This window comes from Delftia sp. K82 (genome assembly GCF_002193035.1).
GTDB classification, from domain to species: domain Bacteria; phylum Pseudomonadota; class Gammaproteobacteria; order Burkholderiales; family Burkholderiaceae_C; genus Comamonas; species Comamonas acidovorans.
The window spans coordinates 2064330-2084628 of record NZ_MYFL01000001.1 but is presented as its reverse complement, the minus strand read 5'-3'; the positions used below and the strand labels follow the sequence as shown (position 1 = coordinate 2084628).

Here is a 20299-nt window from a genome sequence, read left to right as displayed (position 1 = left end):
CAATGCCCCCTGCCCTCCCGGGGCAGCAGCTTCCGTTGCCTTGCGCCGCCGTGGACCTCAACCCAGAAGCAGAGGTGGCTGTGGACTTTCTCAGAAGCATCTTTCATCAGGCTCCGGAAATCGCGCTGTTCGCGGCCTTGGCGCTCGGTTACTGGGTGGGCAAGTTCAGGTTCGGGTCGTTCCAGCTGGGGGGCGTGGCGGGGTCGCTGCTGGCGGCGGTGCTGATCAGCCAGGTAGGGGTGACCATTGATTCGGGCATCAAGGCGGTGCTGTTTGCGCTGTTCATCTATGCCGTGGGCTTCGAGAGCGGGCCGCAGTTCTTCCGTTCGCTGGGGCGGCAGTCGGTCAAGGAGATCCTGATGGCCCTGGTGGTGGCCGTGTCGGGGCTGGTCACGGTGGTGGTGATCGCCCGGGTGTTCCATCTGGACAAGGGGCTGGCGGCCGGGCTGGCAGCGGGCGGGCTGACGCAGTCAGCCATCATCGGCACGGCGGGCTCGGCCATCGAGAAGCTGGGGCTGGCGCCCGACGAGGTGCAGCGCATGCAGGCCAATGTGGCCATCGGCTACGCGGTGACCTATATCTTCGGCTCCTTCGGCGCCATCATCATGTGCGTGAACGTGCTGCAGTGGCTGACGGGCCGCAAGATCCGCGAGGACGCGATCCAGGCCGAGCAGGAGCTGCTCAAGGGCGTGCGCGTGTACGGAACCGGCGAGTCACCGGCCGTGCCGGATCTGGTGGGCCGCATTTTCCGCGTGGGACAGGCAGGCCGCACCGTGGCGGAGCTGGAGGCCAGCGCCACCGCCAACGGCGGCACGGTGACGGTGGAGCGCATACAGCGCAGGAACGCGATGGTGGGCGTGGACGGCAGCCTGGCGCTGGAGGCGGGCGACATCATCTTGCTGGTGGGACGGCGTGCGGCCGTGGTGGCGTTGGGCGCCTCGGTGGGCGAGGAGCTGCAGGGCGCCGAGGGCATGGACGTGGTGATGGTGCGGCGCGACGTGGCCATCTCCAACAACCAGTACCTGAACCGCAGCGTGAAGGACATCCTGGACAGCCTGTCGCAGGAGTTCAAGCACGGTGTATACGCAGTGGCGCTGATGCGCGCAGGCACGCCGGTGCCGATTGCGCCGGCCACCATGGTGATGCCGGGCGATGTGGTGACGCTGTTCGGCACGCCGCAGGATGTGCAGAAGGCCGCGCAGTCGGTGGGCCCCATCATCGTGCCGAGCGACAAGACGGACTTTGTCTTCCACGGCCTGGGCATCACGGTGGGCCTGCTGATCGGGCTGCTGGTGCTGCGCCTGGGCTCCATTCCCATCACGCTGGGCAGCGGCGGCGGCGCCCTGCTGGCGGGCCTGCTGTTCGGCTGGTGGCGCAGCCGCAAGCACACCTTCGGCAACATGCCCACGGCAGCGTCCACGCTGCTGCGCGACCTGGGCCTGGCCGGCTTCGTGGCCATGGTGGGCCTGCAGTCGGGCCAGCAGGCCGTGACCACGGTGATGCAGCAGGGCCTGACGCTGTTCCTGCTGGGCGTGGTGGTGACCATCGTGCCGCTGCTGATCGCCATGCTGTTCGGCAAGTACGTGCTGCGCTATGACAACGTGGCCGTATTCGCGGGCTCGCTGTCGGGGGCGCGCAGCGCCAATCCGGCGTTTGGCGAGATTCTGGACAAGGCCGGCAACTCGATTCCCACGGCACCGTTTGCGATCACCTATGCGCTGGCCAATGTGTTCCTCACATTGCTGGGCCCGCTGGTCATCGCCTTTGCCTGATCACCCCTGATCACCCCTGACCGATCCCCAAGGACCACCAAGGACCATCACAAGGAGCTGCGCAATGAGCAAGGATTATCGGAGTCTGGCGAATTTGAGCCCGTTCGAACTCAAGGACGAACTGATCAAGGTGGCCTCGGGCAAGGCCAACCGCCTCATGCTCAATGCGGGGCGTGGCAATCCCAACTTCCTGGCGACCACGCCGCGCCGGGCCTTCTTCCGGCTGGGGCTGTTCGCGGCGGCGGAGTCGGAGCTGTCGTACTCCTACATGACGGTGGGCGTGGGCGGGCTGGCCAAGCTCGACGGCATCGAGGGGCGCTTCGAGCGCTTTATCGCCGAGCACCGCGACCAGGAGGGGGTGAAGTTCCTGGGCAAGTCGCTGAGCTATGTGCGCGACCAGCTGGGGCTGGACCCCGCCGCCTTCCTGCACGAGATGGTGGACGGCATCCTGGGCTGCAACTACCCCGTGCCGCCGCGCATGCTCACCGTGAGCGAGCAGGTCGTGCGCCAGTACATCGTGCGCGAGATGGCAGGCGGCGCCGTGCCACCCGAGTCGGTGGACCTGTTCGCGGTCGAGGGCGGCACGGCGGCCATGGCCTATATCTTCGAGAGCCTGCGCATCAGCGGCCTGCTCAAGGCCGGCGACAAGGTGGCCATCGGCATGCCGGTGTTCACGCCGTATATCGAGATCCCCGAACTGGCCCAGTACGACCTCAAGGAAGTGCCCATCCACGCCGACCCCGACAACGGCTGGCAGTACTCCGACGCCGAGCTGGACAAGCTCAAGGACCCGGACGTCAAGATCTTCTTCTGCGTGAACCCCAGCAACCCGCCGTCCGTGAAGATGGACCAGCGCAGCCTGGACCGCGTGCGCGCCATCGTGGCCGAGCAGCGGCCCGACCTGCTGATCCTCACCGACGATGTCTACGGCACCTTTGCCGATGAATTCCAGTCGCTGTTCTCGGTCTGCCCCCAGAACACGCTGCTGGTGTATTCGTTCTCCAAGTATTTCGGGGCCACGGGCTGGCGCCTGGGGGTGATCGCGGCGCACAAGGACAACGTGTTCGACCATGCGCTGGCGCAGTTGCCCGAGTCCGCCAAGAAGGCGCTGGACCACCGCTACCGGTCGCTGCTGCCCGATGTGCGCTCGCTCAAGTTCATCGACCGCCTGGTGGCCGACAGCCGCGTGGTGGCGCTGAACCACACGGCTGGCCTGTCCACGCCGCAGCAGGTGCAGATGGTGCTGTTCTCGCTGTTTGCGCTCATGGATGAAGCCGACGCCTACAAGCAGGCGCTCAAGCAACTGATCCGCCGCCGCGAGGCCACGCTGTACCGCGAGCTGGGCATGCCCCCCGCTGGAGAACCCCAACTCGGTCAACTACTACACGCTGATCGACCTGCAGAACGTGACCTGCCGGCTCTATGGCGAGGCCTTCTCGCAGTGGGCGGTGCAGCAGTCGTCCACGGGCGACATGCTGTTCCGCGTGGCGGACGAGACCGGCATCGTGCTGCTGCCGGGCCGTGGCTTCGGGTCCGACCGCCCCTCGGGCCGCGCCTCGCTGGCCAACCTCAACGAGTACGAGTACGCCGCCATAGGCCGCGCCCTGCGCCGGCTGGCCGACGAGCTGTACGAGCAGTACAAGGCGCTGGGCAAGGAGTAGGCCCTGCGCACAAGGCCCGCACGGCTCATTGCCCGCACGGCTCATCGCAGCTGTCGGGCCTTGACCACCAGCAGCGCCCCGGCCATCAGGCCTACGCCGGCCAGTTGCACGGCGCCCAGCGCGCGCCCGTAGACCACCCAGTCCAGCACGATGGCCGTCAGCGGATAGACGTACTGCAGCACGGCGATGCGGCCCAGCGTGAGGCGCGCCATGCCCGCAAAAAGGATGGCATAGGCCAGGCCGGTGTGCAGCACGCCCAGCCCTGCCAGCCACGCCCAGGACGACGGCGCCTGCGGCCAGCCATGAACCAGCGGCACCCACAGCAGCAGCACGGTGCCGACCGCGCACTGCCACCAGGCCAGCGCAAACGGCGTGACCACTTTCTCGGTCTTGGCCAGGATGGTCACGGCCGCATAGCACAGCGAGCCGGCCAGGCACATGAGCAGTCCGGACACATGGTCCGGCCCCCAGGCCGCCACATCGCCACCCAGCAGCCCGGTGGTCAACACCAGTCCCAACAACGCCGCCAGCACGGCCGCCACCTGCCGTGGCGCCATGGCCTCGCGCAGCACCAGAGTGCCGAACAGCATGATCCACACCGGCTGGATGTGGAACACGATGGTGGCCACGCCAATGGAGGTCAGCGGTATGGCCGCAAAGAACAGCGCCCAGTTCAGCACCATGAGGACGCCCGTGGCCACCACCACCGCCCAGCTTCTGCCGCGCACGCGCAGCTCCCGCACGCGGCCCGTGGCCAGGCCCCAGGCCAGCAGCGCCAGCGCGCCGAAGGCGCAGCGAAACAGCACGGTGACCAACGGGTGCTGGCGGGCCTCTTCCACAAATATGCCGACCGTGCCCAGCAGCACACCGCCCGCGATCATCAGCCACTGGCCGCGTGTCTCCTGCGCTGTGGGAGCGGCTTGTGCGGGCGCGGCGGAGGCTACGGATGCGGCCTGTAAGGAATGGGTTCTGTCTTGCATGGCCGCGATCGTCTCGTGGCAGTAAATTCTCGTAAAGCAAATAGTTTGCAGGTTTAGTATTCGATATTCGAATCCATGGAGCGTGCCGTGAACCACCCCGACCTGCAGATCGACTGGCTGCGTGCCCTGGTGGCCGTGGTGGATGCGGGCTCGCTCTCGGCTGCCGCGCCGCTGCTGCACCGATCACAGGCCGCCGTGAGCATGCAGATCAAGAAGCTGGAGACCGCCCTGGGCCGGCCCGTGCTGCTGCGCGGCCCGCGCCATCTGCAGCTCACGCCCGCCGGCGCCGAGCTGCTGGGCTATGCCCGGCGCATGCTGGAGCTGCAGACCCAGGCGCAGGCGGCCCTGTTCGGCCCCGACCTGTCCGGGCGCGTGCGGCTGGGCGTGCCGGACGACTACGCATCCACCTATCTGACGCCGGTGCTGCGCAGCTTTGCAGGCCGCTACCAGGGCGTGGAGATCGAGCTGACCTGCGAGCAGTCCACCGCACTCATCCCGCAGGTGGTGCGCGGCACGCTGGACCTGGCCCTGGTCTCACGCGACAGGCCCCAGCGTGGACGCCTGCTGTTCCACGAGCCCCTGGTCTGGGTGGGCGCTCCGCAGCACGAGGTGTGGAGGAAGAATCCCCTGCCGATTGCCGTCTACGAGGCCGCCAGCCTGGCGCGCACGGCGGCGCTGTCCAGCCTGGCGGCCCAGCGGCGCGCGCACCGCGTGGTCTATCACAGCTCCAGCCTTGCCGGCCAGCTGGCCGCCGTGGAAAGCGGCCTGGCCGTGGCCGTGTTCACGCGCTGCAGCGTGCCGCCGCACCTGCAGGTGCTGCAGAACCTACCGGCCGGCTTCGAGCTGCCGCCGCTGGTGTCCATGCAAGTGTCGGCCCTGCGCAGCAAGGCCTCGCAAGGCTCGGCGGCCGTGGATGCCATGTACGAGCAGTTGATTGCGACGCTGGGCGGTGCGCAGGGCAAGTCTGGCGCCGCCTGAGAAATCCGCAGCGGCTTCTGCTCGCCCGCTCAGTCATCAAAATCCCACAGCTCATGCAGATCCAGCCGCAGGCGGCTGTCGCCTTCCAGCGCCTCGCTGCGGGCCAGGCGTTCGGCCAGCAGCGCTTCGGCCAGGGTGCGGCGCACGGCCAGCAGTTCGGTCAGGCCCGACTCACCGGCGCGGTAGGCGCGCAGTGCGCGGTCGGCGGCGCCCTGCTGCAGCGTGGCGGCGCGTGCCTGGGCCTGGGCGGCGGCACGCTTGCCGGCCAGCAGGCTCCAGAGCACGTCGAACTCAGCACCCAGGCGGCGCTCGGCCGCCAGGCGGCGGGACAGCGCGGCGTCGGCATCGGCCAGGGCCTGGTCGGCCTGGGCCTGGCGGTGCACCGAGCCCAGGGGCACGGACAGGCTGACGCCCGCAATGCGCTCGCTGCCGCCCCGCTCGCTGGTGGCGAACACGCCCACAGTGGGGTCGGGCCGGCGTTCCAGGTCGGCACGGCGGGCCTGGCGCAGGGCCAGGGTTTCCTCGGCCTGGGCCAGCAGGTATTCGTGGCTGTGCTCTATGTAGCGCAGGCGCAGCTGGGCCGGTGGCTGCTGCGGCAGCGATGGCAGATCCAGCAGCGGTGGCGCAGCCTCCCCCTCCTTCGTCCGCGCAGCCTCCAGGCCCGGAAAACGCGCCTGCAGGTCCGCCTGTGCCGCCTGGTACGCGGCCTGGGCGGTTGCCAGCGCGGCCTGCATGCGCGCGTGCTCGGCGGCGGCCAGTTCGGCGTCCAGCCTGGCCGCATCGCCTGCGCGCAGCCGGCGTTCGGTGACGCGGGCCAATTCGGCGGCAGCGTCCGCATTGTCCCGGGCGGTCTGCTGCGCCTGGCCTGCGCGCTGTGCGGCAAACCACAGCGCCAGCAACTGGCGTGCGGCTTCGTGCCGCACATCCTGGGCCGCCACGCGTGATGCGGCCTGGGTCGCTTCGGCAAGCTGCGCATCGGACTCGGCCTTGCCACCCAGGCGCAGGGGGCGCTCGATGGCGATCTGCCCTTCGGTAAAGCGCTGGCCCGAGCCGTCGTGCACCCAGCGGCGCTGGCCGCTGGCACGCACCACGGTTTCATGCGGGCCGGCGCGCAGGGCCTGGGCGCGCGCCGCAGCGCCGCGTTGCGCGGCGTCGGCCGCCTGCACGGCAGGAGAGCGGGCCAAGGCCTCGCGCACGGCGGCCTCGGGCGGCAGATGGCCTTGGGCCTGGGCCTGGACAGCGCAGGCACACAGCAAGGCAGCGGCCCAGGCATGCAGCAGGGGTTTCATGGGCATGTTCCTGAAAGAGAGTCCGGCAAGGCCTTGCGCCCTGCAGTGGGGAGAGGTGGTGGTGGTGTGGGTGGTGCTCATGACCGGGCCTCCCGCTCACGCCGCGGCAGGCCGAAGCGTTCGAACAGCAAGGGCAGCAGAAGCAGGGTCAGCGCCGTGGAACTGACCAGCCCGCCCGCCACCACGATGGCCAGCGGCCGCTGGATCTCCGAGCCCGGCCCGCTGGCCAGCAGCAGCGGCACCATGCCCAGCGCGGTGATGCAGGCCGTCATCAGCACGGGCCGCAGCCGGTCGCGCACGCCGTGCCGCACCACCTGGGACAGGGGCTGGCCCGCAGCCAGCAGGTTGTTGAAGTGCGATACCAGGACCACGCCGTTGAGCACCGCAATGCCCAGCAGCGCGATGAAGCCCACGGAGGCAGGCACCGACAGGTACTCGCCCGCCGCACTCAGCGCTGCCATGCCGCCCACCAGCGCGAACGGGATGTTGGCAATGACCAGCAGCGCCTGCCTGGGCGAGCGGAAGGTCAGCACCAGCAGCACGAAGATGGCGCCCAGCGCCAGCGGCACCACCAGCGCCAGCCGCGCGGCGGCGCGCTGCTGGTTCTCGAACTGGCCGCCCCAGACGATGCGCATGTCCTTGAGGCCGGCATCACCGGCGACGGCCGCCTGGGCATCTCGCACAAAGCTGGCCAGATCGCGCCCTTCGACGTTGACCTGCACCACGGCGAAGCGTGCGCCGTTTTCGTGGTCCACGCGCACGGGGCCGTCGCGGGCCGCCAGCGTGGCCAGGGAAGTTAACGGCCAGCTGCTGCCGTCCGCCGCCGTCACCAGCAGCCCGGCCAGGCCTTCGGGCGACTGGCGCAGCGCCGCCCCGCCGCGCAGGATGAGCGGCGTGCGCGCCACGCCTTCGGGCACGATGCCAATGCGCTCGCCTTCCACCAGGGCGCGCAGTTGCGCCTGCAGGCCATCGCCACTGAGCCCGGATTGGCCCAGCGCCGCGCGGTTGAGCGCCACCTGCAGGTATTGCACGCCGCTGTTGCTGGGCGCGATGACTTCGGAGGCCCCGGCCACCGCGCGCATGCGCGCGGCCACGGCCTGGGCGGCAGTGTCCAGCCGCGCCAGGTCGGGATCGAAGATCTTGATGGCCACGTCGCCGCGCGTGCCGGTCAGCATTTCGGAGACGCGCATTTCTATGGGCTGGGTGAAGCCGTAGATGAGCCCCGGAAAGCCCTGCATGACGTGGCGTATGGCCTCGGCGATGTCTTCCTTGCTGCCGCGCCACTCGTCGCGCGGGCGCAGCACCAGGAAGGTATCGGTCTCGTTCAGGCCCATGGGGTCCAGGCCCAGATCGTCGGAGCCCGTGCGCGCGACGATGGAGCGGATCTCGGGCACCTGCTCCAACAGCGCGCGCTGCACGCGCCCGTCCATGTCCAGCGAAGCGGCCAGCGAGATGGAGGGCGTCTTTTGCAGCTGCACGATCATGTCGCCCTCATCCATGGTGGGCATGAAGGTCTTGCCCACGGACAGGTAGAGCACGGCCGCCCCGGCCAGCGATGCCCCGGCAATGCCGAAGACCGCAGGCCGGTGGGCCAGGCTCCAGCGCTGCATGCGCTCGAAGCCCTGGGCCACACGCCGCATCAGCCAGGGTTCATCGCCGCCATGCGAGCGCAGCAGCAGCGAGGCCAGCGCAGGCACCACGGTGAAGGCGATGAGCACCGAGGCCCCCAGCGCCAGCACGATGGTCAGCGCCACGGGCGCGAACAGCTTGCCCTCCAGCCCCTGCAGCGTGAGCAGCGGCAGGAACACGATGGCGATGATGGACACGCCGGCCAGCATGGGCACGGAGACCGCCGAGACCGCCTGGCGGATCAGCACGGCCCGGTCCTGCGGCGGGGAGCTGCCTGCCGTTTCGATGGCCGTTCCGCCCGCAGACTCATTCGCCAGCGCGGTCTCTATGTTCTCCACCACCACCACCGCAGCATCCACCAGCATGCCCAGGGCGATGGCCAGGCCGCCCAGGCTCATCAGGTTGGCCGTCAGGCCCGCGTGGCGCATCAGCAGGAAGGTGGCCAGCATGGACAGCGGCAGCGTGGCCGCCACCACCAGGGCCGCCCGCAGCCCGCCCAGGAACAGGTAGAGCGTGACCAGCACCAGCACGCTGGCCTCGACCAGGGCGCGCACCACGGTGCCCGCCGCGCGCGAGACCAGGTCGCCCCGGTTGTAGAAGACCTGGGTGCTCATGCCCTTGGGCAGCCGGGGAGCCAGTTCATCCAGCCGCGCCTGCACGGCGTCCACCAGACTGCGCGCATCCACCCCGCGCAGTCCCAGCACCAGGCCCTGCACGGCTTCGCCACGCCCGTCGCGGCTGACGGCGCCGTTGCGCGTGGCTTCGCCCAGGCGCACGGTGGCCACATCGCCCACGGTGGCGGCAACGCGCCCCTCATGGGCGGGCGCCACGACAATGGCGCGCAGGTCGTCCAGCCCGCGCACGCCGCCTTCCACGCGCACCACCCAGTGCTCTTCCCCGCGGTCCAGCCGGCCTGCGCCGTCGTTGCGGTTGTTGGCCTCCAGCGCCTGGCGCAGCTGGTCCAGCGTCACGCCGCGCGCCCGCAGCCGGGCGGGGTCGGGGATCACCTCGTAGCCGCGCACCATGCCGCCCAGGGCATTCACGTCGGCCACGCCGGCCACGGTGCGCAGCGCAGGGCGAATCACCCAGTCCAGCACATGGCGGCGCTCGGCCAGAGACCATTGCTCACCGTCGATGGTGAACATGAACATCTCGCCCAGCGGCGTGGTGATGGGGGCAAGCCCGCCTTCGGCCGTGGCGGGGAGGTCGCGCTGCAGGCCGGCCAGCCGCTCGGACACCTGCTGGCGCGCCCAGTACACGTCCGTGCCCTCGCTGAAATCCACGGTCACGTCGCTGATGCCGTACTTGGACACCGAGCGCACCATGGTCTTGTGCGGCAGGCCCAGCAGTTCCTGCTCGACGGGCGTGGAGACGCGCTGCTCCACCTCCTCGGGCGTCATGCCGGGCACCTTCAGGATCACCTTGACCTGGGTGGGCGAGATGTCGGGGAAGGCATCGATGGGCAGGTGCACATAGGCCCAGGCCCCGGCCAGGGCCAGCGCGCAGGCGGCCATCAGCACCAGCGCGCGCTGGCGCAGCGAAAAATCGATGAGGCGCGCCAGCATCACTCACCCCCGCCCAGCAGGCCCTTGAGCGCGGCAATGCCCGTCACGGCAATGCGCGCCTTGGGCGGCAGCGTGCCGCGCACCACGGCCGTGGCCTCGTCGCTGGCCTCCACGGACAGCGGCATGAAGCGCGCCCCCTGCCCGGTGGCGACAAAGACGCCGGTGCGGTTGTTCCAATGCGCCAGCGCCGCAGCGGGCACGCGCAGGCGTGCACCGCCAGAGCCACCGCCAGATCCGCCGGAAGGCCCGGCGTCCGCACCGGCCAGGGCCAGCGACGCGGTCACGCTTTCGCCCACGCGCAGGTCGCCAGCGCGTTCCAGCGCAACGCGCACCCGCATGCCGGCCGATCCATCACCGACCGGGGCCATGCCAGCCACCTTGCCCTGCGCACCGCGCGCCGCCACCTGAACGCGGTCGCCCACGCCGGGCAGCGGCACCTCGCGGCCCAGCAGCAGGTCCAGTTCCAGCGCCGTGGGGTCGGCCACGCGCAGCAGCGGCGCCGAGGCCTCCACCCGCGCGCCCGGCACCGCCAGCACCTCGGTCACCAGGCCTGCGCGGGGCGCCACCAGGTGCACCTCGTTGCCGACGAACTGCAGGCCGCTGGCGGCCAGTTCGGCGCGCCGCGCCTGGGCCATGGCCGCGGCCTCGGCGGCGCGGGCCTGCGTGGCCTGCCAGCGGCTGGCGGCGATGATGCCGTCCTCATGCAGCGCCTGGTCGCGCGCCAGGGCCTGGCGTGCCAGGCGCGACTGGGACTCGGCCTCCAGCAGCGCGCGCCGCGCCTCATACAGCTGCGGGCTGGTGAACACCGCCACCGGCTGGCCGGTGCGCACCGTCTGGCCCAGGGCCACGAGCACGCGCGGCACCGCGCCCGCATAGGGGGCGGCCACTACGGCCTGGGCATCGGGCCGCAGCACGACGCGCGCGTGGGCCGAGACCTCGATGCGCTGTGCCGCCTGAATGGGTTCGAAGCGCACGCCCAGCGCCTGTGCCTGTTCGGCGGACAAGGCAACGGATGTGGGCGTGGATGTGGATCCGGATGTGGGTGCGGACGGGGGATTGGACGGGCTTGCGGGTGCGGCCTGGGCCTGGGCGGCCATGCCGACGGCTGGCAGCGCAAGTGCGCCGGCCAGCAGCCATGGGGAAAACATCATTCCTGACTCCGGGAAAAAAGACGAACGCCGTCCACGCGCAGGCGGTTCGCTGCGCGCGGGCGAAGAAGGACTGAGGCGGGCCTGTGGACCAGGCCGGGGAGGTCAGGAAGCCAGGGGTGGTGCCTGGGCGGGAGAAGGCCGTATCACGCGCCCGCGCCAGCGCGGACTCAGGCGCATGGGCTGCAGCGGCAGGGCGGGCCGGGGCGCAATGCAGCGCATGCGCGCGGCCCGCAGGCCCAGGGTGAGCAAGACCAGGCCGACCACGGCCAGCAAGGGCATGGGCAACAGGTCCAGCGGCTGTATGGCGTCCTGCACATCGACCTCGAAAGGCTCGACATGGTCTTCATCCATATCGGTGAAGGAGCCGTGGGCCACGAACAGGTGGAAATGCGAGTCGGCCACCCGCGACGGCGCCGCGTGGATGTGCAGGCCGGCCTGGTTCGGAGTGCCGAAATGGCTGTGCAGCAGCGGTATCAGCAGCTGCGCCACCATGATGAGCAGCAGCAAGGCGCTCCGCATGGATAGGCTCCGGATGGCATGCAACATGGCCGGGGATTGTAGTGCCGGTGCCTGCGCAATCGGTTCAATCCCGCAGTTCGGCAAGGGCACCATGCACCTGTCACATGCGCGCGCCCGCCCCCGGCCTGCCCACCGCAGCCCGCCGCCGGTTCAAGCTGGCATGACGTATTTCATTGTATTCTTTCAGATATAACGATGCCCTACACGGAGCACAGGCCCGCGCTGGAGAACCGACTTGACGCAAAAATACATCCCCCATCTGCTGGCCCTGGACCGCGAGCGTGACTGGGCGCGCGCAGCGCAGGCCTGCGGCATCTCCGACAACGCGCTGGCCCAGGCCATACGCTCGGCCGAGGCGGAGTTCGGCCACGCGCTGGTGCGTGCGGGCCGGCCCTTCCAGGGGTTCACGCTGGAGGGCGAACAGGTGCTGGCCTGGGCACGGCAGTTCGCCCAGGCGGTGGATGCACTCAAGCACTGCTTTGCCGACACGCGCAAGCGGGCAGGCCTGGCGCCCCTGTTGGCGCGGCGCTCCGTCTCGCCCAGGCGGCTGGCCATGCCGGGTCCGGACAGTGGCGACATGGACCTGATGATCGAGGCGGCGCTATGCGCTCCGGACCACGGTGCCTTGCACCCCTGGCGGGTTCTGGAGTTTCCCGCCCACCAGCGCGGGGCCTTGGCCAGCCTGTTCGAGCAGGAAAAACTGCGCCGCGACCCGCTGGCCCCGGCCGACGATATCCGCCGTGCGCGCGAGCATGCAACGCGCGCGCCGGCGCTGATCGCCTTCATCATCTCGCCCCGGCCGCGCTCGCGGGTGCCGGTACGTGAGCAATGGCTGGCTGCGGGCGCGGCCCTGGGCAACTTCCTCAATGCCGCCCACCATTTGGGCTTTGGTGCCATCGTGCTCAGTGGCGAGCGCTGTTTTGACCCGGCCCTGCATTCAGCGCTGGGTTTGCGCGAGGGCGAGCACCTGGCCGGCTTCATCAGCCTGGGCACCATCACCAGCCAGCCATCCCCGCGCGCAACGGTGGCGCCCTCTTCCATGCGCACGGCATGGCAGGCGGAGCAGGCAGCAGCGGTCACGGCACAGGCCCTTCTCCAGCCCGACGGCAACCACGACAGCCACGGCAGCGATCTTTGAAGCCGCAGCCAGCGCGTGCAGGGTTGCGCACAGGTTGCGCGCAGGTGGCGCACTGACTGCGCGGGGCGGTTAGAGTTGCGGGACTGCTGCGCCCTCTTTTCCATCACGGAACAAGCTTTCATGATCATCAGGCCCCGCCCCCACTGGCTGCGCATGCTCTTCGTGCTGCGCGGCTCGGTGCTGCCCGACATCCTGCCCCAGCTGATGGCCGCCACCTTGTTCGCCGTGCTGGTCACGGCCCTGCATGGCCAGCTGTTTGCGTGGAAGGTGCCGCTGAACTTCGTGCCGTTTTCGCTGATCGGGCTGACGCTGGCCATCTTCCTGGGCTTTCGCAACAGCACCAGCTATGCGCGCTATTGGGAGGCGCGCACGCTGTGGGGCACCCTGCTCAACGAGACACGCACCCTGGTGCGCCAGGCCCGGACCTTGACGGACGCGCCGCAGCACGCCCCGGCCCTGGCCATGGCGCTGGCGGCCTTTGTGCATGCGCTGCGCCACCAGTTGCGCGGCACCGATGCCGCGGCCGACATGCGCCGCCTGCTGCCCGCCGCCGACTGCGAGCGCCTGGCCACGGCGCGCTTCAAGCCTGCCGTGCTGCTGCTCATGGCCGGCGAATGGCTGCAGGCGCGCCGCCAAGACGGCAGCCTGCAGCCCGTACTGGTGCCCGCCATGGAGGCGCCGCTGTGCAAGCTGGGCGAGGCACTGGGCGGCTGCGAGCGCATTGCGGGCACGCCGATTCCCTTCACCTACGCAGTGATCATCCATCGCACCATCTACCTGTACTGCCTGCTGCTGCCCTTCGGCCTGGTGGATTCCATCGGCTTCATGACGCCGGTGATCGTGGCCTTCATCGCCTACACCTTCTTCGCGCTGGAGGCCCTGGGCGCCGAGCTGGAGGAGCCCTTCGGCACAGCACCCAACGATCTGGCGCTGGACGCCATGTCGCAGATGATCGAGGCCACGCTGCGCGAGCTGACCGGCGAGGTGCTGCCGCCTGCGCCGCAGCACAAGGATGTGCTGTTCCTGACCTGACCCTGCCTGCCGGCCCGGACAGCGCAGCGGCACAATCTGCCACCCGCATCACAGAAAAAGGACAAGCGCCATGACGGAGACAAGCAAGGTCAAGGGACCGGCCTCGTATTTCCCTTCCATCGAGAAGACCTACGGCCAGCCGATTGCGCACTGGATGGACCTGCTGCAACAGCAGGACACCCGCAAGCACATGGAACTGGTGGGCTGGCTCAAGGCCCAGCACCAGATGGGGCACGGCCATGCGAATGCGCTGGTGGCCGTGTTCCTGGCACAGACCTGACCTGCAGCCAGCAATCCTCAGCCGATGGCCGTGCCAAAAGCCTGGCGCACGGCGGCACCCGCTTCGTCAAACAGGCGGCGTGATGCCGGCGCCAGCCCCAGCATGTGCATGCAGGCGTGCACCATGCCGGGCAGGCGCACAGCCTGCACCGCCACACCGGCCTGCGTCAGCCGCTGCGCATAGGCTTCGGCCTCGTCGCGCAGCGGATCGTATTCGCAGCTGATCACCGTGGCTTGGGGCAGGCCTGCCAGGCGTTCGGCGCGCAGCGGAGAGACAAGTTCGTGCCGCCCCGGAGCCGCATCGCCCAGGTACGCGCCATAGCAGTACTCCATGGCCGCACGCGTGAGGTAGTGGCCCTCGCCGAACTGCTGGAACGACGGCGAGTCCATGGCCGCGTCCAGTGCCGGGTACAGCAGCAGCTGGTGGGCGATGGCCGGTGCGCCCGCCGCTCCCCAGCCTTCTTGCTGCCGTGTCAGCAGGCAGGCGGCGGCCGCGAGGTTGCCGCCCGCGCTGTCTCCGGCCACGCCGATGCGCCTGCGGTCCAGGCCCAGCGCATCGGCCTGCTCAAAGGTCCAGGCAATGGCATCGCAGAAGTCATGCAGCGGCACGGGAAAGCGGTGCTCGGGCGCCAGCCGGTAGTCCACCGAGACCACGACGGCGCCTGTTGCCGCGGCCAATGCGCGGCAGGGGTTGTCGTAGACCTCCAGCGAACCCAGGCACCAGCCGCCGCCGTGGGCGAAGACCAGGGCGGGCTGGGGCGTGGGTGTGTCCGAGGCCAGCGGCCGGTAGATGCGCACGCGCAGCGGCGCACCGTCGCGCGCGGGCAGCGTGAAGTCTTCGGTGCGGGCCATGGCCTCGGCCGGGCCGTGCAGGGCGCGCAGCCCGGCGTCGGTGGCCTCGCGCAGCGCCGCCAGCGTGGGCGGGGCCACGGCCTGGGTCGCCTGCGCCAGCTCGGCGAGATAGCGCGCAATGTCAGTGTCCAGGCCCATGGTCACAGCGTCCTTTGCAGGAAGGGCAGCAGCTCGGCGATGAAGGGCTCGGCAGCCTCCTCCATGATGAAGTGGCCGCAGCCCGGCACGATCACGCCCGACAGGTCATCGGCATGGCCGCGCAGCGTGGCCAGCGGCGCATCGGCCGTGGCGTGCTCGGCGCCAATGGCCAGCACGGGCATAGCCAGCGGGCGCAGCGCACGCTGCCGGTTCTGGCGAATGGTTTCGGGAATGGCACGGTAGTAGGCAAAGCCGCCGCGCAGGCCACCGGGCGCCGCATAGGCATCGACATAGACGTCGACGGCCACGCGGTCGCGCCGCAGCGACCAGCGGTTGAACATGAATTCCAGGTAGGCACGCTCGCGCCCCGCGATCAGGGTCTCGGGCAGGTCGGCCAGCTGGTTGAACATAAAGTGCCACAGGAAGATGTTCTGCTCGGGCGGCGCAAAGATGCTGGGCTCGGGCGCCAGGCCGGGGATCACGGCCTCGGTCAGCGCCAGGGACTGCACGGCCTGCGGCTGGTCGCTGGCCAGCGCATAGGCCACCCACATGCCCACATCGTGGCCGGCGACCTGGTAGCGCTCATGGCCCAGCGCCAGCATGGTGCGGTGCAGGGTCAGCGCAATGGAGCCCGTGTCGTAGCCGGTGTCGGGCCGGTCCGAAAAACCCGTGCCCGGCGGATCGACGGCAATGGCCTGGAAGCCCTGCGCCGCCAGCGCCTGCATGACGTGGCGCCAGGCATACCAGGTCTGGGGCCAGCCCGGGATCAGCAGCACGGGCGCGCCCTGACCGGCCGTGATGCAGTGGATGCGGCGGCCGTCGATGCGCACGTAGTCGTGCGAGAACTCGCAGGCCTGGTCTTCCTGCTTGCGCAGGGCGTTCGATGTGAAAGCGTTCATTGTTTTTTGATTCTTTTTGAGGTTCTTTGGCTGCGGGCGTGCTCAGGCGATGCCGAGCATGGCGTTGATCTGGCGCTGGTCCACGGGGGCGCCGGCGAAGTCGTCAAAGATCTTGTCGGTGACGCGGATGATGTGGCGGTTGATGAAGTCCACGCCTTCGCGCGCACCGTCTTCCTGGTCCTTGAGGCAGCACTCCCATTCCAGCGAGGCCCAGCCCTGGTAGTCGTACTGCGCGAACTTGGAGAAGATGGCCTTGAAGTCCACCTGCCCGTCGCCCAGCGAACGGAAGCGCCCTGCCCGCTCCAGCCACGAGGAATAGCCGCCGTAGATGCCCTGGCGCCCGCTGGGCAGGAACTCCGCATCCTTCACATGGAACATGCGGATGTGCTCGCGGTAGATGTCGATGTAGTCGAGGTAGTTGAGCTGCTGCAGCACGAAGTGGCTGGGATCGAACAGGATCTTGCAGCGCGTGTGCTGGCCCACCAGTTCATGGAAGCGCTCGAAGCTTGTGCCGTCGTGCAGGTCTTCGCTGGGGTGGATTTCGTAGCACAGGTTCACGCCCTGCTCATCGCAGGCGTCGAGGATGGGGCGCCAGCGGCGCGCCAGCTCCTCGAAGGCGGTTTCGATCAGGCCGGCCGGGCGCTGCGGAAACGGGAACAGATAGGGCCAGACGAACGAGCCCGAGAACGTGCCCATGTCGCTCAGCCCCATGCGGCGCGATGCACTGGCCGACAGCTTGAGCTGCTCCAGCGCCCAGGCCGTGCGTGCGGCCGGATTGCCGCGCAGCGCCTCGGGCGCAAAGCTGTCGCACATGGCGTCGTAGGCCGGGTGCACGGCCACGAGCTGGCCAAAGATGTGCGTGGTCAGCTCGCTGGCCACCAGGCCGTGCGAGGCCAGCATGCCGTTGACATCGTCGCAATAGGTCTGGCTGCTGGCGGCCATGGCCACGTCGAACAGGCGCTGGTCCCAGGCGGGAATCTGCAGGCCCTTGAAGCCCACGCCGGCTGCCCAGCGTGCGATGTCTTCCAGGGAATTGAACGGTGCCTTGTTGTCGGCGAACTGCGCCAGATGAAGGCTTGGGCCCTTGATGGTCTGCATGTGTTTTCCTTGCGTTGAGCTATTGTTTGTTGATCGACAAAGAATAGTATCACGCCAACGCGGCTGCTTTTGAGAAGCCGATGCAAGACAGCATCACGGCGCCGCTAAGATGCCGCCCTGACTGTTGAGAAGGATGAGGAAGATGGCCGGAAGACCCAGGGAATTTGACCGAGACCAGGCGCTGGAGCGCGCCATGCTGGCGTTCTGGCGGCGAGGCTACGAGGGCACGTCCATGGCCGACCTGGTGCAGGCGCTGGGCATTGCGTCAGCGCGCATCTATGCGGCCTTCGGCAGCAAGCAGGACCTGTTCCGCGAGGCCGTGCAGCGCTACGAGGCCGGTGATGGCGGCTTTGCCGACCGCGCCATGGCCCAGGAGCCGCGTGTGCGCGACGCTTTGGCCCGCGTGCTGCGCGATGCCGTGGCCACCTATACGGACGATGCCCATCCGCTGGGCTGCATGGTGGTCACCGCCGCCACCAATTGCGCCGAGGAAAACGAGGCAGTCGCCGCGTGGCTGGCCGAACACCGCCGCCAGCGCACGCAGTCCCTGATCGACCGCCTTCAGCGCGCGCTGGATGAGGGCGAGTTGCGCGCCGGCACCGATGTGCAGGCGCTGGGGGATTTCTATGCCACGCAACTGCACGGCATATCGGTGCAGGCCCGCGATGGCGTGCCGCGCCAGCGGCTGCTGGCGGCGGTGGAGACCGCCTTGCTGCTGCTGGACACGGCGCTGGAGCCGGCGCTGCAGCCCGCAGCCAAGGCGGGCTGAGCCGTCAGGCGCCGAGCTTTTGCAGTTTTTGCAGCTCGGCGCGCAACTGGATCACGCTGGGCGTGACGATGGGGATGAAGGCCGATTCACGCCAACGGCGGGCAAAGCCATCGTCCGCATCCAGACTGTAGGCACGGCCGCCGGCCGTCTGCAGCTCCAGCTGCATGGCCTGCTGCACGCAGTCGTGCAGGGCCAGGCGCAGCGCGAAAAGCCGCTCGGGCGCCTCCACGAAATCGCCGGCCTCGACACCGGCCTTGAGTGCCGCCACCGCCTGCTCCAGATGGCTGCGCGTATCGTCCAGCGGCTGCTGCAGCACATGACCGCCCTGCCCCATGCGCGAGGCGGCCTGCGCACAGGCCGCGCGCGCCAGGCCGATGGACAGGCCGCATTGCATGCCCAGGAAGGCCGGGCGCACACGCGGCAGGAATCCGCCGGCGCGCTCGGCCAGCAGATCGTCTTCGGTGATGGCCACGTCCTTGAGTTGCAAGGCGGCGGTGTTGGTGCCGCGCAGGGCAATCAACTCCAGATCCGGCGAGCGCTCCAGGCCGGGACGATCGGACGGCAGGGCCACGATCATGGGCGGCGCGCCGTCGTCACGCGCCACGGCAATGGCGGCCAGAAAGCGGGGGCCTCGCAGGTTGGTGCACCAGGGCACGCTGCCGTTGAGCAGCCAGCCGCCGCCTTCCCGGGCCGTGGCGCGGATGTTGAGTGCCTCCAGCCCGCTGAGGAATTTCATGATGTTGGACAGCCCCGAGGCACCGGCCACCTCGCCCGCCAGCAGCGCGGGCAGCCAGCGCTCGCGCAGGGCCGCATTGCCGGTGTTCGCCAGCATCTCGATCAGCACACGCTGGCCCCAGAAGGCAAAGGCGGCGGACATGGAGTGCGCGGCCACCTGGGCAATCGCTTCGATGGCATCGCCGGCGCTTGCGCCCTGCCCGCCCAAGGCATCAGCCAAGCCGTGGCCCAGCAGCCCGGCTTCGGCCAGATAGGGCACGACGGCGGCCGTGGCCTCGCCGTTGCCGGCATCCAGCGCCTGGGCACGTGCATCCAGCCATTGGCGGTTGGCGCCGGTCAGCAGGGGGAAATCGGGTATGTGGCTTGTCATCTTGCGGGTCACCATAAAAAAAGGGACCGCTGTGGGCACAGCGGTCCCTTGCCATCCTAGCGCAGCGCACAGGCTGCGCAGATGACGCAGCGCAGGCTCAGTGCGCCGCCACCTTGCCGGGGCGTGTTTCCTCGCGCAGGGCCTTGACCTTGTCGCTCAGGCCGGGCCATGGCTGCAGGCCGTACTGGCTGCGCATGGTGTTGAGCAGCGTGGCGATCTGATCGTCGCTGAGGTTGTGGCGGAAGGCGGGCATGGTGCCCAGCTGCGGGCGCGCCGGTTGCGTAATGCCGTTGAGCACCACATGGATGGCGTTGGTCGGCGATTCGCTGTACAGGTTGGTGTTCAGCGACAGCTGGGGACGCACGCCGAAGCTGCTGCCGGCCAGCACGCCGCTGGGGTCGGCGCGGTGGCAGGCCATGCAGGCGCCCTGGTACAGGCGGTAGCCCTGGGCGTCGACCGGCAGCTTGGCAACCTCGGTCTTTTCCTTCACCAGGGCCTGGGCGTCCCCTGCGCCAGCGGCGTCTGCCACAGGCTTGCGGTACGACATCAGGTAGGTGGCCATGGCGTTGATGTCCTCGGCCGACTGGTGAGACAGGCCTTCGATCACGGGCGCCATGGGGCCGGCGGCCACGCCGTGGCGCTCCGAGAAACCGGTCTGCATGTAGCGGACCAGGTCTTCTCGCGTCCAGGGCAGCGGGGCCACGGCCTTGTCGTTGAGCGCGGGCGCATCCCAGCCGTCGATGAAGGCGCCGGCCAGGTGGTCGGCACCCTTTTTCTCGGCGCCGAACTGGTTGCGCGGCGAGTGGCAGGCCGCGCAGTGGCCCAGGCCTTCGACCAGGTAGGCGCCGCGAATCCACTCGCCCGACTGGTTGGCGGGCGCGGGCTGCTCGCCCGGCTCCAGGTACAGCGCATTCCACAGGGCCAGGCCGCGGCGCACGTTGAACGGGAAGTTCAGCGCGGTCTTGGGTGCCTCGTTGGAGACAGCCGGCTCGGTCATCAGGAAGGCGTACAGCGCCTTCATGTCCTCATCGGTCACGCGGGTGAACGCGGTGTACGGGAAGGCGGGGTACAGGTAGTTGCCCTCGCGGTCCACGCCATGGCGCATGGCGCGCTCGAAGGCCTCGTACGACCAGCGGCCGATGCCGGTTTCTGCATCGGGCGTGATGTTGGTCGAGTAGATGGTGCCGAAAGGGCTGGGCATGGCCAGGCCGCCTGCGTTGCGCTGGCCGCCCGGTGCCGTGTGGCAGACCGCGCAGTCGCCCATGTGCGCCAGGCGGCGCCCCTGGTCGATCTGCTGCTGGCTGAATTCCTGCACCGGGATCTGCTGCAGGGGCGCGATTTCGCTGCGGCCCGTGGCCAGCCAGAAGGCGGCGCCGGCCACGGCGGCCAGGCCGACCACGCCGAGGGTGATTTTCTTGAGTGTGTGCATGTTCCGGTCCTCCGCT

The 20299-nt window shown here is 69.4% G+C and carries 16 protein-coding genes and 1 pseudogene; 7 read left to right on the top strand and 10 right to left on the bottom strand.

What is annotated here, in order from left to right:
- Window positions 1-80 precede the first annotated feature (80 nt).
- Window positions 81-1772, top strand: a complete 1692-nt coding sequence (gene aspT / locus KDK82_RS09260) for an aspartate-alanine antiporter (RefSeq protein ID WP_034398603.1) — start codon at window positions 81-83, stop codon at window positions 1770-1772.
- Between the two features lie 64 nt (window positions 1773-1836).
- Window positions 1837-3433 (top strand): annotated as a pseudogene (locus tag KDK82_RS09255) (bifunctional aspartate transaminase/aspartate 4-decarboxylase).
- Window positions 3434-3474: 41 nt separating this feature from the next.
- On the opposite strand, the gene KDK82_RS09250 reads toward KDK82_RS09255, so the two are convergent.
- A complete protein-coding gene (locus tag KDK82_RS09250; protein WP_088164658.1) occupies window positions 3475-4413 on the bottom strand; it encodes a DMT family transporter in 939 nt (312 codons plus the stop codon).
- Window positions 4414-4488: 75 nt separating this feature from the next.
- On the opposite strand from KDK82_RS09250, the gene KDK82_RS09245 reads away from it, so the two are divergent.
- Complete coding sequence (locus KDK82_RS09245; protein WP_088164657.1) at window positions 4489-5391, top strand: LysR family transcriptional regulator; 903 nt, start codon at window positions 4489-4491, stop codon at window positions 5389-5391.
- 29 nt (window positions 5392-5420) lie between these two features.
- On the opposite strand, the gene KDK82_RS09240 is transcribed toward KDK82_RS09245, so the two are convergent.
- The 4 genes from KDK82_RS09240 to KDK82_RS09225 all read right to left on the bottom strand — a co-directional run bounded on the left by KDK82_RS09240 (window position 5421) and on the right by KDK82_RS09225 (window position 11544).
- Entirely contained in the window at window positions 5421-6680 is a 1260-nt protein-coding gene (locus KDK82_RS09240) for a TolC family protein (RefSeq protein WP_088164656.1), read from the bottom strand.
- A gap of 77 nt (window positions 6681-6757) precedes the next feature.
- Window positions 6758-9874 (bottom strand): efflux RND transporter permease subunit, encoded by a 3117-nt coding sequence (locus KDK82_RS09235; protein WP_088164655.1) that lies wholly within the window; start codon window positions 9872-9874, stop codon window positions 6758-6760.
- The gene (locus KDK82_RS09230) at window positions 9874-11025 is read right to left on the bottom strand and encodes an efflux RND transporter periplasmic adaptor subunit (protein WP_088164654.1); all 1152 of its coding nucleotides are present in this window, start codon (window positions 11023-11025) and stop codon (window positions 9874-9876) included. The genes KDK82_RS09235 and KDK82_RS09230 overlap by 1 nt, the downstream gene beginning before the upstream one ends.
- 102 nt (window positions 11026-11127) lie before the next feature.
- On the bottom strand, window positions 11128-11544 hold the full coding sequence (locus KDK82_RS09225; protein ID WP_088165477.1) for a hypothetical protein: 417 nt from the start codon (window positions 11542-11544) through the stop codon (window positions 11128-11130).
- Window positions 11545-11779: 235 nt separating this feature from the next.
- Here KDK82_RS09225 and KDK82_RS09220 point away from each other — a divergent pair, with 235 nt between their 5' ends.
- From KDK82_RS09220 to KDK82_RS09210, 3 genes are all read left to right on the top strand, one after another.
- Window positions 11780-12682, top strand: coding sequence for a nitroreductase (locus KDK82_RS09220; RefSeq protein WP_088164653.1), 903 nt, complete (start codon window positions 11780-11782; stop codon window positions 12680-12682).
- A 120-nt stretch (window positions 12683-12802) separates the two neighbouring features.
- Window positions 12803-13714 carry a bestrophin family protein gene (locus KDK82_RS09215; protein ID WP_088164652.1) on the top strand — a complete coding sequence of 304 codons (912 nt, stop codon included), beginning with the start codon at window positions 12803-12805 and terminating at the stop codon, window positions 13712-13714.
- Window positions 13715-13784: 70 nt separating this feature from the next.
- Entirely contained in the window at window positions 13785-13994 is a 210-nt protein-coding gene (locus KDK82_RS09210; protein ID WP_088164651.1) for a DUF4287 domain-containing protein, read from the top strand.
- A gap of 17 nt (window positions 13995-14011) precedes the next feature.
- Here the strand turns inward: KDK82_RS09210 and KDK82_RS09205 are convergent, their stop codons facing one another.
- Genes KDK82_RS09205 through KDK82_RS09195 form a run of 3 tightly spaced genes read right to left on the bottom strand, consistent with a single transcriptional unit; the run spans window position 14012 to window position 16980 of the window.
- On the bottom strand, window positions 14012-14983 hold the full coding sequence (locus KDK82_RS09205) for an alpha/beta hydrolase (RefSeq protein WP_088164650.1): 972 nt from the start codon (window positions 14981-14983) through the stop codon (window positions 14012-14014).
- A 2-nt stretch (window positions 14984-14985) separates the two neighbouring features.
- Window positions 14986-15882, bottom strand: a complete 897-nt coding sequence (locus KDK82_RS09200) for an alpha/beta fold hydrolase (RefSeq protein ID WP_088164649.1) — start codon at window positions 15880-15882, stop codon at window positions 14986-14988.
- A gap of 42 nt (window positions 15883-15924) precedes the next feature.
- Window positions 15925-16980 (bottom strand): sugar phosphate isomerase/epimerase, encoded by a 1056-nt coding sequence (locus KDK82_RS09195; RefSeq protein ID WP_088164648.1) that lies wholly within the window; start codon window positions 16978-16980, stop codon window positions 15925-15927.
- Window positions 16981-17122: 142 nt separating this feature from the next.
- Here KDK82_RS09195 and KDK82_RS09190 point away from each other — a divergent pair, with 142 nt between their 5' ends.
- Window positions 17123-17749 carry a TetR/AcrR family transcriptional regulator gene (locus KDK82_RS09190; protein WP_088164647.1) on the top strand — a complete coding sequence of 209 codons (627 nt, stop codon included), beginning with the start codon at window positions 17123-17125 and terminating at the stop codon, window positions 17747-17749.
- A 4-nt stretch (window positions 17750-17753) separates the two neighbouring features.
- On the opposite strand, the gene KDK82_RS09185 is transcribed toward KDK82_RS09190, so the two are convergent.
- Together KDK82_RS09185 and KDK82_RS09180 are read right to left on the bottom strand one after the other, a co-directional pair.
- Window positions 17754-18869, bottom strand: coding sequence for an acyl-CoA dehydrogenase family protein (locus tag KDK82_RS09185; protein WP_088164646.1), 1116 nt, complete (start codon window positions 18867-18869; stop codon window positions 17754-17756).
- Between the two features lie 82 nt (window positions 18870-18951).
- Window positions 18952-20283, bottom strand: coding sequence for a cytochrome c (locus KDK82_RS09180; protein ID WP_088164645.1), 1332 nt, complete (start codon window positions 20281-20283; stop codon window positions 18952-18954).
- Between the last annotated feature and the right edge of the window lie 16 nt (window positions 20284-20299).